This window comes from Agrobacterium sp. LY4, assembly GCF_001526585.1.
Taxonomy (GTDB): Bacteria; Pseudomonadota; Alphaproteobacteria; order Rhizobiales; family Rhizobiaceae; genus Agrobacterium; species Agrobacterium leguminum.
The window spans coordinates 1-13,648 of the sequence record NZ_ASYA01000010.1 but is presented as its reverse complement, the minus strand read 5'-3'; the positions used below and the strand labels follow the sequence as shown (position 1 = coordinate 13,648).

At 60.3% G+C, this 13,648-nt stretch carries 15 protein-coding genes; 9 read left to right on the top strand and 6 right to left on the bottom strand.

The genetic code is table 11. From position 1 onward, the window contains the following. Positions 1-47: 47 nt before the first annotated feature. Positions 48-950 carry a hypothetical protein gene (locus L904_RS09700; RefSeq protein WP_031234278.1) on the bottom strand — a complete coding sequence of 301 codons (903 nt, stop codon included), beginning with the start codon at positions 948-950 and terminating at the stop codon, positions 48-50. A 314-nt stretch (positions 951-1,264) separates the two neighbouring features. Between L904_RS09700 and L904_RS09695 the strand changes: the two genes are divergently transcribed. The 5 genes from L904_RS09695 (at position 1,265) to L904_RS26865 (ending at position 5,137) form a co-directional block, all read left to right on the top strand. Beyond that, entirely contained in the window at positions 1,265-2,155 is an 891-nt protein-coding gene (locus L904_RS09695) for a metal ABC transporter substrate-binding protein (protein WP_035260061.1), read from the top strand. Then, entirely contained in the window at positions 2,152-3,060 is a 909-nt protein-coding gene (locus L904_RS09690) for a manganese/iron ABC transporter ATP-binding protein (protein ID WP_003523118.1), read from the top strand. Before L904_RS09695 ends, L904_RS09690 begins: the two co-directional genes overlap by 4 nt. Next, on the top strand, positions 3,041-3,901 hold the full coding sequence (locus L904_RS09685) for a metal ABC transporter permease (RefSeq protein WP_035260059.1): 861 nt from the start codon (positions 3,041-3,043) through the stop codon (positions 3,899-3,901). The genes L904_RS09690 and L904_RS09685 overlap by 20 nt, the downstream gene beginning before the upstream one ends. Then, positions 3,898-4,752 (top strand): metal ABC transporter permease, encoded by an 855-nt coding sequence (locus tag L904_RS09680; RefSeq protein ID WP_035260057.1) that lies wholly within the window; start codon positions 3,898-3,900, stop codon positions 4,750-4,752. The genes L904_RS09685 and L904_RS09680 overlap by 4 nt, the downstream gene beginning before the upstream one ends. Positions 4,753-4,963: 211 nt before the next feature. Further along, a complete protein-coding gene (locus L904_RS26865) occupies positions 4,964-5,137 on the top strand; it encodes a DUF1328 domain-containing protein (RefSeq protein ID WP_003499086.1) in 174 nt (57 codons plus the stop codon). 57 nt (positions 5,138-5,194) lie between these two features. On the opposite strand, the gene L904_RS09675 is transcribed toward L904_RS26865, so the two are convergent. Further along, positions 5,195-5,926: an SDR family oxidoreductase gene (locus tag L904_RS09675; RefSeq protein WP_059762511.1), complete on the bottom strand. Its 732-nt coding sequence runs from the start codon at positions 5,924-5,926 to the stop codon at positions 5,195-5,197. Positions 5,927-6,125: 199 nt separating this feature from the next. Between L904_RS09675 and L904_RS09670 the strand changes: the two genes are divergently transcribed. Next, on the top strand, positions 6,126-6,899 hold the full coding sequence (locus tag L904_RS09670; RefSeq protein WP_035259692.1) for an IclR family transcriptional regulator: 774 nt from the start codon (positions 6,126-6,128) through the stop codon (positions 6,897-6,899). Positions 6,900-7,004: 105 nt separating this feature from the next. Here L904_RS09670 and tal read toward each other — a convergent pair whose 3' ends face one another. Further along, positions 7,005-7,970: a transaldolase gene (tal, locus tag L904_RS09665; RefSeq protein WP_003523123.1), complete on the bottom strand. Its 966-nt coding sequence runs from the start codon at positions 7,968-7,970 to the stop codon at positions 7,005-7,007. A gap of 205 nt (positions 7,971-8,175) precedes the next feature. On the opposite strand from tal, the gene L904_RS09660 reads away from it, so the two are divergent. Next, entirely contained in the window at positions 8,176-9,162 is a 987-nt protein-coding gene (locus L904_RS09660) for a sugar-binding transcriptional regulator (protein WP_035259694.1), read from the top strand. A gap of 152 nt (positions 9,163-9,314) precedes the next feature. Here L904_RS09660 and L904_RS09655 read toward each other — a convergent pair whose 3' ends face one another. After that, positions 9,315-10,187 carry a bifunctional helix-turn-helix domain-containing protein/methylated-DNA--[protein]-cysteine S-methyltransferase gene (locus L904_RS09655; RefSeq protein WP_035259893.1) on the bottom strand — a complete coding sequence of 291 codons (873 nt, stop codon included), beginning with the start codon at positions 10,185-10,187 and terminating at the stop codon, positions 9,315-9,317. Between the two features lie 267 nt (positions 10,188-10,454). Continuing rightward, positions 10,455-10,937 carry a DUF2244 domain-containing protein gene (locus tag L904_RS09650; RefSeq protein ID WP_003523126.1) on the bottom strand — a complete coding sequence of 161 codons (483 nt, stop codon included), beginning with the start codon at positions 10,935-10,937 and terminating at the stop codon, positions 10,455-10,457. Between the two features lie 37 nt (positions 10,938-10,974). Between L904_RS09650 and nth the strand changes: the two genes are divergently transcribed. After that, complete coding sequence (gene nth, locus L904_RS09645; RefSeq protein ID WP_035259894.1) at positions 10,975-11,757, top strand: endonuclease III; 783 nt, start codon at positions 10,975-10,977, stop codon at positions 11,755-11,757. Here the strand turns inward: nth and L904_RS09640 are convergent. After that, the gene (locus L904_RS09640; protein WP_035259895.1) at positions 11,719-12,456 is read right to left on the bottom strand and encodes a sulfate transporter family protein; all 738 of its coding nucleotides are present in this window, start codon (positions 12,454-12,456) and stop codon (positions 11,719-11,721) included. The genes nth and L904_RS09640 overlap by 39 nt on opposite strands. A gap of 298 nt (positions 12,457-12,754) precedes the next feature. Between L904_RS09640 and L904_RS09635 the strand changes: the two genes are divergently transcribed. Beyond that, the gene (locus L904_RS09635; RefSeq protein ID WP_051671842.1) at positions 12,755-13,588 is read left to right on the top strand and encodes a MurR/RpiR family transcriptional regulator; all 834 of its coding nucleotides are present in this window, start codon (positions 12,755-12,757) and stop codon (positions 13,586-13,588) included. The last annotated feature ends 60 nt before the right edge of the window (positions 13,589-13,648 follow it).

Here is a 13,648-nt window from a genome sequence, read left to right as displayed (position 1 = left end):
GATGCGAGCCCCGGAAGGATTCGGGGAGAGAAACCGCCCTCGCCCGCTTAGTGGCTCGCGGCCTTTTTCTCCGCACCGGGTTCTTCCGCCGTCGCATTTTCGGCAGCCGGCTTTTCTTCCGCCGCCTGTGCGGTCGTCGAGCCTTTGCCGAAGATCAGCGATTTCAGATAGGACAGGCTGAAGATGCTGCCGCCATCGGCTTCCGGCGTCGAGGTCAGAAGTTCGTCGGCAGCGGGTTCGCCATGCGCTTCGGGAGACGGGGTTTCGCCGTGGGCGGCCCCGCCGTCTTTGGCTTCCGCCGGCGCGCCGCCGTGGCCGCCCGCGCCGTCATCTTTGGTTTCGCCGTGTCCCGTCGCAGTTTTCGCGGGTTTTGCTTCATGGCCTTCAGAACCGCCATCCAGAGCCGGGGTCGCACAATCGGCCGAATCGCTGAGGCCTGTCGCCAGCGCCTCGGCATCTTCCAGCGGCAGATCGATACGCAACCCGTAAAACTGGCCGCTGGCATTGGCGGCGCCATCGTAATAAAAGGCCGAATAACGATGGGCATCCGCGCCTTCGGGAATTTTTGCCGGATCGGGAATGAAAACCACCTGTGCGGCAATGGCACGGCCACGCATTTCCGAGCGCAGCTGCGGACCGTTCTTGTCGAGCACGGAGACCTGAACCAGATCGGGTTTCTGCTTGTCGTAAACCGCCCTTGCGACACGAAGCGCAGTCTTCAGCCGCTCTGTGCCGTCACCGCCCTGGGTGCGAATGAATTTGCGGACCCATAAGGAACCGTTCTTGCGGATATTAACCGTCTGGACCGCGTCGCAGGAAAGCCCGTTGGTGGAGGCATAGGATGGGCCGAGCAGCCGCTCGCTGCCGATAAACACGGCAGCAGAGCCGGTCGCACCCGCCAAAAGCAGGATCCCGCCTCCAATCATAACGAGCTTGCGCGAAAACCGCATTCGTCCGAATACAGCTTTCACCCGCAACATCCTGACATCAAGTACCCCGTCTTACGCCCTCACCCCAACACGTGGCTCGAAGGATGAGGAACACACGCGGGACAAGCTCCGGACCACGCTGTCCGAGCCTTGCGATAGTGCCGCTTTCTCATTGAAAAAAGTTTAATCCCGCCGGCGCAACACCGGCAAAAACGCACCATTTTCGGACATTTGCGAAATGCGCTAATTTGCGAATGATTTGCAATAGCGTTGACAAGCGTGATTTTATAACAGATGGTATTGCGAATTAATCGCAACAAAATCTGGTGAGCCCCGTGAACTTCCATAAAATCCGCCACGCCATTTTCGCTTTTTCGCTTTTTCTCCCCGGCGCTGCCCTCGCTCAGGAAAAACCGACCGTCGTGACGACCTTCACCATCATCGCCGACATGGCGCGCAATGTGGCGGGCGATGCGGCCGAGGTGGAAAGCATTACCAAGCCGGGCGCTGAAATTCACAACTACCAGCCGACACCGCGCGATATTCTTAAAGCCCGCAAGGCCGATCTGGTGCTTCGCAATGGCCTCAATCTGGAATTGTGGTTCGAAAAGTTCCTGGCCAACCTTTCCGGCGTGCCGAGCGTGACGGTGAGCGAAGGCGTGGAACCCATGGCGATCAGCGGCGGCGCCTATCAGGGCAAACCCAATCCGCACGCCTGGATGTCCCCCGATAACGCCTTGATCTACGTGGAAAATATCCGCAAGGGCCTGACCGAGATCGACCCCGCCCATGGCGATGTCTATGCCGCCAATGCCAAGGCCTATTCGGACAAGATCAGAGCCACCGTGCAGCCGATCCGCGACACGCTTTCCGTTCTGCCTGAAAACAAGCGCTGGTTGGTAACGAGCGAAGGCGCGTTTTCTTATCTCGCCCGCGATTTCGGCCTGAAGGAACTGTTCCTGTGGCCGGTCAATGCCGACAGCCAGGGCACACCGCAGCAGGTGCGCGGCGTGATCGACGCCATGCGCGAGCACAATATCCACGTCATCTTCAGCGAAAGCACGGTTTCCGCCGATCCCGCCCAGCAGGTGGCCAAGGAAACCGGCGCAGCCTATGGCGGCATCCTCTATGTGGACTCGCTGAGCGAGGCGGACGGCCCGGTTCCGACCTATCTCGACCTTTTGCGCGTGACCAGCGAAACCATCGCCAAGGGGCTGTCTTCATGAGAATGGGCAGTAAAAAATCAGGCGGCGGCCTGACGGTTCAAAATGCGACAGTGACCTATCGAAACGGCCACACCGCATTAAGAAATGCCAGCTTTTCCATCCCCCGCGGAACGATCACTGCACTTGTCGGCGTCAATGGCGCCGGCAAGTCCACGATTTTCAAGGCGATCATGGGTTTCGTGCCGCTGGCCGCCGGTTCAGTCTCTATTTTCGACCTGCCGGTGAAGGAAGCGCTCCGGAAAAACCTCGTCGCTTATGTGCCGCAGGCCGAGGAGGTGGACTGGAGCTTTCCGGTGCTGGTGGAGGATGTGGTGATGATGGGTCGTTACGGCCACATGAATTTCCTGCGCATCCCCTCGAAACGCGATCATCACATGGTCGAAGAGGCGCTGAAACGCGTCAATATGCTCGATTATCGCAAGCGCCAGATCGGCGAACTCTCCGGCGGGCAGAAGAAGCGGGTGTTTCTGGCCCGCGCGCTGGCGCAGGAGGGTCAGGTGATCCTTCTGGACGAGCCTTTCACCGGTGTCGACGTAACAACGGAAGAGCAGATCGTCGCACTTTTGAAGGCGCTGCGCGACGAGGGCCGCGTCATGCTGGTCTCCACCCATAATCTCGGCAGCGTGCCGGAATTCTGTGACCGCGCCGTCTTCGTCAAGGGCACGGTGCTGGCATCGGGCAAGACGGCGGATACCTTCAACGAGGAGAACCTGCAAAAAGCCTTCGGCGGCAGCCTGCGCCACTTCGTGCTGGGCGGGGCAGACCTGCATAACGACGCCGATCCGCGCCGGGTGAAGGTCATCACCGATGACGAGCGGCCTTTCGTGATCTACGGCAAGAATGGCCAGAACGGACGCGATCCTGAGGCTCCGAAAGAAAAAGTCGATGATAAACAGCCTTCTTGAGCCCTTCACTTACGGTTATATGCTGAACGCCATCTGGGTCAGCGCACTGGTGGGCGGCGTCTGCGGCTTTCTCTCGGCCTATCTGATGCTGAAGGGCTGGTCGCTGATCGGCGATGCGCTTTCCCATGCCATCGTTCCGGGCGTGGCGGGCGCCTATATGCTGGGCCTGCCCTTTTCGCTCGGCGCGTTCCTTTCCGGCGGGCTTGCGGCCGGTTCCATGCTGTTCCTGAACCAGAAGACGCGGCTGAAGGAAGACGCGATCATCGGGCTGATCTTCACCTCGTTTTTCGGGCTGGGGCTGTTCATGGTGTCGCTCTCGCCCACCTCGGTGAATATCCAGACCATCGTGCTCGGCAATATTCTGGCGATCACCGCCGAAGACACCATCCAGCTCGCTTTGATCGGCGGCATCAGCCTCATCGTGCTGGCACTGAAATGGCGTGACTTCATGGTGGTGTTCTTCGATGAGAACCACGCCCGTACCGTGGGGCTGAAGCCGGAAGTGCTGAAGGTGATCTTCTTCACCCTGCTTGCTGCTTCCACGGTTGCCGCCCTTCAGACCGTCGGGGCCTTCCTCGTCGTCGCCATGGTGGTGACGCCCGGCGCCACCGCCTATCTCCTGACCGACCGTTTCGAGCGGCTGATCCTGATGAGCCTCATCATCGGCGCGGCCACCAGCTTCGTCGGCGCCTATCTCAGCTATTTCCTCGATGGCGCGACCGGCGGCGTCATCGTCGTGCTGCAGACCGCGATCTTCCTTGCCGCCTTCGTCTTTGCGCCCAAGCACGGGCTTCTCGCCTCCCGGGCCAAGGCCCGCAAGGCGCTGGGGGAAACGCCATGAGCGAATATCTCGAACTCGCCATCCTGCCGTTTCAGCTGCCCTTCATGCAATATGCCTTCGTGATCACGCTGATGATCGCGGTGCCGATGGCGATGCTCTCCTGTCTTCTGGTGCTGAAGGGCTGGTCGCTGATGGGCGATGCGGTTTCGCACGCCGTGCTGCCCGGCGTGGTGCTGGCCTATATCGTCAACATCCCGCTTTCCATCGGCGCCTTCATCGCCGGCATGATCTGCGCGCTCGGCACCGGTTTCATCAAGGAAAACAGCCGCATCAAGGAAGACACGGTGCTCGGCATCGTCTTTTCCGGCATGTTCGGGCTGGGGCTGGTGCTTTATGTGAAGGTGCAGAGCGATGTGCATCTCGACCACATTCTCTTCGGCGACATGCTGGGCATTGCGCCGTCCGACATGCTGGAGACGGGCCTGATCGCGCTTTTCGCCACGCTGTTTCTCGGCATTCTGCGCAAGGATCTGCTGGTCAACGCCTTCGACGCGCAGCATGCGAAAGCCATCGGCCTGCCGGTGCGTGTCCTGCATTATGGCCTGTTGATGGTTCTGTCGCTCACCGTGGTTGGAGCGCTGAAAGCGGTGGGTATCATCCTCTCGGTCGCCATGCTGGTCGCGCCGGGCGCAATCGCCTTCCTGCTGACCCGGCGTTTTTCCGCCATGCTGCTGGTGGCCATTGCGGTGGCGATAACCTCATCGCTGGCAGGCATATGGCTGAGCTTCCTCATCGACAGCGCGCCGGCTCCCACCATCGTCATGTTCATGAGCCTTGCTTTCGTCGCAACCTTCATCCGCACCACCTGGAACGCCCGCAGGATCGACGCGGCGCGTGAAACGGGTTTCTAGAGCATTTCCAGGAAAAGTGGAGCCCGGTTTTCCGTCCGGAAATGCGCCAAAACAAAGAGTTAGAGTGTTTTCGCCATTCGAAGCAAAGCGAAAACACTCTAAAACAACGATTTTTGCGGGCGTATGGAACATTTTCGCCTTTTGCGCGTCATTTTACCGAGCCTGTCGCGGGGCGGCGGGCTCGGGAAAATTATGCAAAAGGGGAAGCGCCATGCTGAAGTGGGCTCTTATTTTCTTTGTTATCTCTTTGATCGCGGGCGTATTCGGCTTTACCGGCATTTCGGCAGCCGCAGCGGGCGTGGCCCGAATCCTGTTCTTCATCGCCGTGGTGATCTTCCTGGTCTTCCTCGTGCTTGCACTGATGGCCGGAAGCGCCGTCGTCTGAACGAAAAAGGCGACCGGTTTTTACGCCGGTCGCCTCTCCTCTCTCCCTTAAAAAGATTCAGCCCGTCCAGCCGCCGTCAATGACGTGAATCTGGCCGGTGGTGAAGCCTGCCTCATCAGAAGCGAGATACGTCACGAGTGCCGCGATTTCTTCCGGCGTGGCGATGCGGCCCATCGGCTGGCGGGCGATGAAATCGGCCAGCGCCTGTTCGTAATTGCCGGTGGCGCGCAGGCGGTCATGCAGGGACGGGCTATCGACCGTACCGGGGCAGATGGCGTTGCAGCGAATGCCCCTGGTGACGAAATCGGCCGCAATCGCCTTGGTCAGACCCACCACGGCCGCCTTGGAGGCGGTATAGGCGAAACGGTTCGGCACGCCCTTCACACTGGAAGCGACGGAGGACATGTTGACGATTGCGCCCTTGCCCTTTTCCAGCATGCCGGGCAGGAAGGCGCGGCAGGTGCGGTACATGGCCTTGGCGTTGAGATCGAAGGAAAAATCCCAGTCCTTCTCTTCGCATTCGAGAATGGTGCCGGAATGAACGAAACCGGCGCAGTTGAACAGCACATCCGCATGGCCGATATCGGCGGCGAAATCCTTGACGCCATCGCCATCCAGCACGTTCAGAACCCGGGTTTCCGCACCTTTAAGCGTCGAAAGCGCCTGTTCGTTGATATCGGTGGCGATGACGCGCGCGCCGAGCGATATGAACCGCTCCGCCGTCGCCCGACCGATACCCTGGCCGGCGGCGGTGATCACCACTGTCCGGCCGTTAAAATCCTGCACCATGAATAGCCTCCCGCTAAGGCCCGCCCGCCCTTCAGGCACCGGACCGCTGAATTTCGATGATCTCAAATATGGATCGACAATTCATATGTAAACGCGGTATTCATATGGCGTCAAGCAAACTTGCGTCGATGTCGGCTATCGGGCAACCATATTTTCAGGCTGCCCACCCGGCGACCGCGCAAAACACCATCGAGGCCAGATGACCGACGACGACAGCGAAAGATATCGCGCTCCCGCCCTCGACAAGGGTCTGGACATTCTCGAACTTCTGGCCCGCACCGATGGCGGGCTGACCCAGATCGAGATCGCCAAGTCTATCGGCAAAAGCCCGAACGAGCTTTATCGCATGCTGGACCGGCTGGTGCGCCGCGGCTATGTGCAGCGGCTTGACGGCGACCGCTTCTCATTGACGCTGAAGATGTTCGGGCTGGCGCATTTCCATGCGCCGATCCGCCGCCTCGTCTCCTTTGCCGCACCTGTCATGCGCGATTTTTCGGCAAGTGCCGAGCAGGCTTGCCATCTGGCAATTTATGATCGCGGCAGCGTCGTCGTCATCGCCCAGCAGGAATCGTCCACCTATTGGGCCATGTCCATGCGGGTCGGCGCGCAGATGAGCCTGTTCCACACCGGCTCCGGCCATGTGCTTCTGGCCTTCCAGACCGAGGCGCAGCGCCAGATCATGATAACCGAACAGGTGCGCGGCAGCGGCGAAACCGTGCCGCCGGACCTTGCGGGACGGCTGGCGGAGGTGCGCAAAAACGGTTTCGAATCCATGGACAGCCTTCAGACCGCCGGCGTGCGCAATATTTCCGCCCCGGTGCTGACGCTGGACGGCACGGCACTTGCCGTCATCACCTGCCCCTATATCACGCCGCTTGGCGGCAAGGCCCCGACACGCGAGGCCTGTGAAGCGCTGATCCGCGAGGCGGCAAAGCGGATTTCCGAAGTGGCGACAGGAAACGGAAATTCCTGAAACGCACAAAAAAACGCGACCGGCAGGGACCCGATCGCGTTTTGAGTGACTGGAGATTTATATCTCTTAAACGTGGGGGAACGTGGATGGTTCCCCCTTTTTGTATCAGGCCGCAGCCAGCGTCAGTTCCTTGCGGACCATTTCGCGCAGCGTCACCAGATCCTTGGCGAAGAGGCGGATGCCTTCCGAGAGCTTCTCGGTCGCCATCGCATCTTCGTTGAGCGCCCAGCGGAAGGCCTTCTCGTCGAGCGACTGCAGCGGCTCTGCCTTGATATTGTCGGGCGAAAGCTTGCGCTCCAGCTTGCCGCTGTCCTTGTCCAGCTCTTCCAGCAGCGCCGGGCTGATCGTCAGGCGGTCGCAACCGGCCAGCGCTTCGATTTCGCCGACATTGCGGAAGGACGCGCCCATGACGACGGTGCTGATGCCATTGGCCTTGTAGTAATTGTAGATGCTGCGCACCGAAACGACGCCCGGATCGGTTTCGGCGGTGTAGGTCTCACCGGTGGACTTCTTGTACCAGTCGAGAATACGGCCGACGAAGGGCGAGATGAGGAAGACCTTGGCTTCGGCGCAGGCAATCGCCTGGGCCTGCGAGAAGAGCAGGGTCAGGTTGCAATCGATGCCTTCGGACTGGAGAACCTCGGCAGCCTTGATGCCTTCCCAGGTGGAGGCGAGCTTGATGAGGATGCGTTCACGCTCGATGCCGCGCTCTTTATAGGCGGCAATGATGTGGCGCGCCTTGGTGATGGAGGCTTGCGTATCGAAGGAAAGGTCGGCATCGACTTCGGTCGACACACGGCCGGGAACGAGGCCGGCAAGGGCTGCGCCCACGGAAATGGCAAGACGGTCGGCAACGGCGGCAACCACGGCGTCGGACTGGCCGCCCTGCTTCTTGCCCCATGCGACGGCTTCCTTCACCGCATCGGCAAAGGCCGGTGTGCCGAGCGCCTTCAGAACGATGGTCGGGTTGGTGGTGCAATCCACCGGCTTCAGGCGCGCAACCGCCTCGATATCGCCGGTATCGGCAACGACCGTAGTGATGGCGCGAAGTTGTTCGAGTTTGGACGTCATATCGAATGATCCTTCATGATCTCTTGAAAACTTGCTCTGCCGTCATTTCGTTCCCGCACCATGGGTGCGCCCAAGGCCGAAATCGCGGTTTGTCCGGCTCCGACTATCGCAAGCGGTACGGTCGAAAGTCAAGACATTTGCGCATCGCAATTGACATAAGTTTCACGCCTGCGATACTCCCCAAACATAAAGAATGGCGGAAACCGTGGCGAAACTGAGAAGAGAAACCCATACGGCCTATTCGGAAGCGGCTTCGCTGAGGCTGCGCGCCGCATGGCTCTATTATAATCAGGGCATGACGCAGAAAGACGTCGCGGAAAAACTCGGCATCAGCCGCTCCACCGTCATCCGCCTTCTGGACGAGGCGATGAAGCGCTCCGAAGTGCAGATATGGATCAACGAGGGCATCGAGGATTTCGTCGAGCTGGCCGGCCAGCTGGAGGCGGCTTACGGGCTGGATGAGGCGGTGATCATCCCTTCCCCCGGCCCATCCCCGGATAAGGCGAACGCCGAAGGCACGGCCAAGGCGGTCGGGCTGGCGCTCGGGCAATTCCTCTCCGAAGCGGTGCCGAACGAGGCCACCATCGGCGTCGGCTGGGGCCGCACCATGACCGCCTCGCTTTCCAGCTTTCGTCCGCCGCGCCGGGAAAATTGCAAGGTCGTCTCGCTGCTCGGCGGTATCGTTGCCGTGCACCAGACCAACCCGCTCGATTACACCTGGCGGCTGGCGAGCGCGCTCGGGGCGGAATGTTACATGTTCCTTGCGCCGCTCCTGGTGGATTCGGTTGAGACCAAACGGGCGCTGATCGAAAAATGCGGGCTAGCGACGCTTTACGATCTCGCCGAAACGCTCGATCTCGCCATCGTCTCCTGCGGCGATATCGGCCCGCATTCGACCTCGCTGTCGGAGGGTTTCATTTCCAAGGCGACGCTGCAGGAACTCATCGATGCCGGCTGCGTCTGCGACACCATGTTCAATTTCATCGATGCCGAGGGCCGCTCGGTCGATCACCCGATCAACCAGCGCGCCATGGCAATCGATCTCGATACGCTGCGCAAGGCCAAACACATCGTACTGGCCTCCGGCGGCGCCCACCGCGCCATCGCCATCCGCGCCACGATCAAGCGGATCGGGTGCAATACGCTGATAACAGATGAGGCGGCGGCGCGGGCGTTAATGGAGCTGGTTTAGGCTTCGTCAGTCAATTTAGGCCCGCCCTCATTCCTGTGCTTGTCACAGGAATCCAGTCGGCGCGCGTCGGCGCGACGGGAAGAGTCTTTTCAACCCAAGGACTTGGGTTGGCTGGATCCCTGTGACAAGCACAGGGAAGAGGGAAACCGGCGTCACACCTTCCCCGTTTCCCAGCCGAGCATAGCCCGCTTGCGGGTCAGGCCCCAGTGATACCCCGTCAGAGCCCCGCTTTTGCCGACGGCGCGATGGCAGGGAACGACGAAGGACACCGGGTTGGCGCCGACCGCCGCACCAACCGCACGCGACGCGGTGGGCTGGCCGATATCGCAGGCGATGTGCGAATAGGTAACCGCGCGGCCCATCGGGATTTTCAGGAGGCTTTCCCAGACCCGCACCTGAAAATCCGTGCCAAGCAGCACGACACGCAGCGGCCTGTCCGCCGACCACATGGACGGATCGAAGATGCGGGCGGCGTAGGGCGCGGTCGCTTCGCGATCCTCGACATAACCGGCATTCGGCCAGCGGCCGGCCATGTCCTCGAAACAGGCCCTTTCCTCACCCGGATCGGCAAAGGCGCAGCCGGCAAGGCCACGATCGGTCACCATGACCAGCGCAAGACCGAAGGGCGAGGTGTGGAAACCGTAACGGATCGTCAGCCCGCCGCCCTTGGCCTTCCATTCGCCGGGCGACATGGCCTCATGGGTAACGAACAGATCGTGCAGGCGTCCGGGGCCAGACATGCCGACCTCGATCGAGGTTTCCAGCAGCGGCAAATCCTCTTCGCGCAACAGCCGCTTGGCATGATCGAGCGTTACGGCCTGCAGGAATGCCTTGGGCGAAAGGCCGGCCCAACGGGTGAAGGTCTTCTGCAATTGCGTCGGCGACTGGCCAAGCTCTGCGGCAATGGCTTCGAGGGAGGGCTGCTCGCGATAATCCAGCGTCAAAAGCTCGATAACCCCGCGCACCGTGTCGTAATCCGTTCCGATGGGGGTGATGTCTTCGTTCAGCGTAATATTGGCGTTCATCGCAAATCTCCTAACGGGTAAGAGAAAATCACTAAAGCGACTTCGTCTCCACCCGTTTCTTGCGCGGCATCACGATACGCAAGGAATGTTCGTTAGCCGGAACACCCACGCACCCTCATTCCTGTGCTTGTCACAGGAATCCAGCCGACGCGCGTCCGCGTGGCGAGGGACTCTTTTCAGCCCAAAGACTTGGGCTGGCTTGATCCCTGTGACAAGCACAGGGATGAGGGAAAGAGACTACAGCGCCACGACAACCCTCTGATCCGTTCACATCCGCCGCCGCACAGTCGCCAGCGCACCGCCAAACGCCTTCGCGAAACTTTCCCGGTCATCCGGATTGAGAAACGAACCGATATCGGTCGCCCGGCCTTCACCCGTCACATGCATGGAGACGATGCCGATCTCGTCGTGCCGCCTCACCCTGAAGCGCGCCCAGAAGGGATTGAAGCGATGTTCCACCATCCGCCCGGCGGGAGAAAATTTGCGGATAGACAGGCTGGTGCGCGAGACGCTGACCTCTTCCCGCGCCTTCGCCGCCCGGTAATTGGCGCGGAAGGCGGCATAAAGCAGCAGGAAATCCAGCCCGAAGAACAGGCCGACCGGCCATGCCCCGGTGGCGAGGAAAAAGCCGCCATAGACAAGGCAGGCCAGGCCGGAGAAAAGCAGGAGCAGCCGGAAACCCCTTCTGCCAAGCGAACGGTGCGGAACGAGTTCCGCCGCGAAAATCGGCTGGTCGTTGAGCGTATCCACGTTGCTTTCCTCAGGGCGGGCTGGCTATAGATAGTCCATGACAGTCGCCAAAAAACGATCCAGCACCCAAACATTGAAAAAGTCAAATCCGGCATCCGCGCGCAAGCCGGCGCGGGTGAAAACGGCCTATTCCAAGGACGAGCTCACCGAGATCTTCCGCCGCTTTTCCATTCAGCGACCGGAGCCGAAAGGCGAGCTGGAACATACCAATCCCTTTACCCTGCTGGTGGCCGTGGCGCTTTCCGCGCAGGCGACCGATGTGGGCGTGAACCGGGCCACACGCGCGCTGTTCAAGGTGGCCGATACGCCGGAAAAGATGCTGGCGCTCGGCGAGGAAGAACTGATCGGTTATATCAAGACCATCGGGCTTTACCGCAACAAGGCGAAAAACGTCATTGCCCTGTCCCAGATGCTGATCGACAATTTCGGCGGCGAGGTGCCGAAAACCCGCGAGGAGCTGGTGACGCTGCCGGGTGTGGGCCGCAAGACGGCCAATGTGGTGATGTCCATGGCCTTCGGCGTGCCCACGCTTGCGGTGGATACACATGTGTTCCGCATCGCCAACCGGCTCTGTCTTGCGCCGGGCAAAACCCCTGACGAGGTTGAAGACCGGCTTATCCGCATCATTCCCGAACAATATCTGTTCCACGCCCATCACTGGCTGATCCTGCACGGGCGTTACTGCTGCAAGGCGCGCAAGCCGGAATGCGAACGCTGCGTGATTGCCGATATCTGCAAATCACCGGAAAAGACCTTCGATATTCCAGCGCCGCTGGTGGAGTTACCCGCGCAGCTGTTCGGTGTGGCCGGCGCCGAATGAGGGATCACGCCGGCTGACGGCCTTGTGCAGATGCACCATCATCGAGGCGGCAAAAAGCGGCGTCAGCAGGTTGAGGAACGGCACCGCCAGGAAGGCCGCTATCACCAGCCCAGCCATGAAGACGGTGGTGCGGTGTTTTGAGCGAAACAACCTCGCTTCGGCGGGCGAGCGGAAACGCATCGCCGCGAATTCGAAGAATTCCCGGCCGAGCAGATAACCGTTCACCAAAAAAAACGCGATGAGATTGATACCGGGCACCAGAAGCAGCAACAGCGCAACAAGGTTGCCGGCAATGACGACACCGAAGAACTTGATGGACGACAGGACAGCCTCGCCGACCGGCATCGCCCTGCCCGGCGGATCGTTCGGGTAGCTCTTTTTCTCAACCACTTCGGCGACATCGTCGAGAAACAGACCGGCAATGACGGCGGTGACCGGCGAAATGAGCAGCGCGAGCGCCAGTGCAAGTCCGATGCCGGCGAAAATGGCGAAAACGAAGGTCAGCCAGCCCGCCCAGTCCGGCACGCCGGGGATAAGCGTATCCACCCACGGCAGGGCGAAATAAATGAAGATCGAGCGGATGGCGAACCACAGCGCCGCAAGCACGAGAAGCGTGAGCCCCAGAACCTTCCAGAAGACCGACCGGGTTTCGGCGGCAAAGAGATTGTGGAAGGCAAGCCTCGCCGCATCAAAAATCATCCGGAACTCCTCGACGCCTTTCGCGTTGAAACACACTTACCAAACGAGAGATAAGCGCTGCCCGCCCGCTCTGCAAGACGGACGGAAAGATGCCAAATGGCTGGATTTAAACCGCAGATGGAATTTCTCTTGAATAAAAGGTATCTCTAAAATATAATAATATACCTATTACATTTCGCATTCCGGTCCGGTGGAGGACAAGGCCGGAAAAGCTATCCCCCACCGTCAAATTGCGGTTCGCACGCTCGTTTGCGCGCGCGCATGCATCATCGTTCAATAAAGATAAAAGAATGAGGCGTTGGTGGAAAAGCTGCTGTTGAACCTTACGCGCGCCATGAAGGCAGGCACCCCTTCAGAGCGCAAGATCGCCAAATATCTGATCGAACATCTGGACGAATTGCCGTTCGAGACGGCCCAGACGCTCGCCGCCAAGCTCAGCCTCAGTCCGATGACGGTCGGCCGTTTCCTGCGCTCGCTGGGATACCGGCAATTCAGCGATATCCGCGCCGATCTGCGCCATGCCGAAGAAACGGCCGGCGCGGACCAACCCGCCATGACCGAAGGCGGCGAACGCCATTCCAACCCGTTTTCACAGCTTCTGTCGCAGCAGATTCAGGCCATCCAGACCGCTTTCGACATGACCACCCAATCGATCTGGCGGGTTGCCATGAACGAGATCGCCACGGCGGGCAATGTTTTTCTGGCAACCTCTCCGGAAGGTCTCGATGCCGGGCGGCATTTTTACGGGCGGCTTCTGGAGAGCCGGGGCCATATCCATTATCTCGGCAGCGACAGCGCGGCCTATGTCGCCCTGTGGGATTTCGACCCCGCGCAGGCGCTGCTCGTCATCATGGATTGCGGCGGCGCCCTATCGCCGCTGCAACGCCTGTCGGCAATGGCGCGCAAGAGCGGCTACAGGACATTGCTGATCACTACACGTTTTTATGAATGGGGACCGGAAAGCGCAGATCTCTGCCTTGCCATGCCGCAGGCGCAGAATGGCGGCCAGGGCCTGCTGCAACTGGTCTCCCTGCTGGAATTCACCCTCTGTGCGCTTGGCGCCAGCGCCGATGACAGCGGCAGGGCAAGGGCAAAGAACCTCACGGCCCTGAAACGCTCGCTGCGCAGCTAATTGCGCTTGGCGGCAATACGGGGCCGAGGGATCGAGTGATTACCGCTCGTTTTTTCTCCT

Bases quoted from the DNA above. Each gene is read 5' to 3' on its own strand.
- L904_RS09700 (WP_031234278.1), bottom strand. From the start codon at position 950: ATGCGGTTTTCGCGCAAGCTCGTTATGATTGGAGGCGGGATCCTGCTT.
- L904_RS09690 (WP_003523118.1), top strand. From the start codon at position 2,152: ATGAGAATGGGCAGTAAAAAATCAGGCGGCGGCCTGACGGTTCAAAAT.
- L904_RS09685 (WP_035260059.1), top strand. From the start codon at position 3,041: ATGATAAACAGCCTTCTTGAGCCCTTCACTTACGGTTATATGCTGAAC.
- L904_RS09680 (WP_035260057.1), top strand. From the start codon at position 3,898: ATGAGCGAATATCTCGAACTCGCCATCCTGCCGTTTCAGCTGCCCTTC.
- L904_RS26865 (WP_003499086.1), top strand. From the start codon at position 4,964: ATGCTGAAGTGGGCTCTTATTTTCTTTGTTATCTCTTTGATCGCGGGC.
- L904_RS09675 (WP_059762511.1), bottom strand. From the start codon at position 5,926: ATGGTGCAGGATTTTAACGGCCGGACAGTGGTGATCACCGCCGCCGGC.
- L904_RS09670 (WP_035259692.1), top strand. From the start codon at position 6,126: ATGACCGACGACGACAGCGAAAGATATCGCGCTCCCGCCCTCGACAAG.
- tal (WP_003523123.1), bottom strand. From the start codon at position 7,970: ATGACGTCCAAACTCGAACAACTTCGCGCCATCACTACGGTCGTTGCC.
- L904_RS09655 (WP_035259893.1), bottom strand. From the start codon at position 10,187: ATGAACGCCAATATTACGCTGAACGAAGACATCACCCCCATCGGAACG.
- nth (WP_035259894.1), top strand. From the start codon at position 10,975: ATGACAGTCGCCAAAAAACGATCCAGCACCCAAACATTGAAAAAGTCA.
- L904_RS09640 (WP_035259895.1), bottom strand. From the start codon at position 12,456: ATGATTTTTGATGCGGCGAGGCTTGCCTTCCACAATCTCTTTGCCGCC.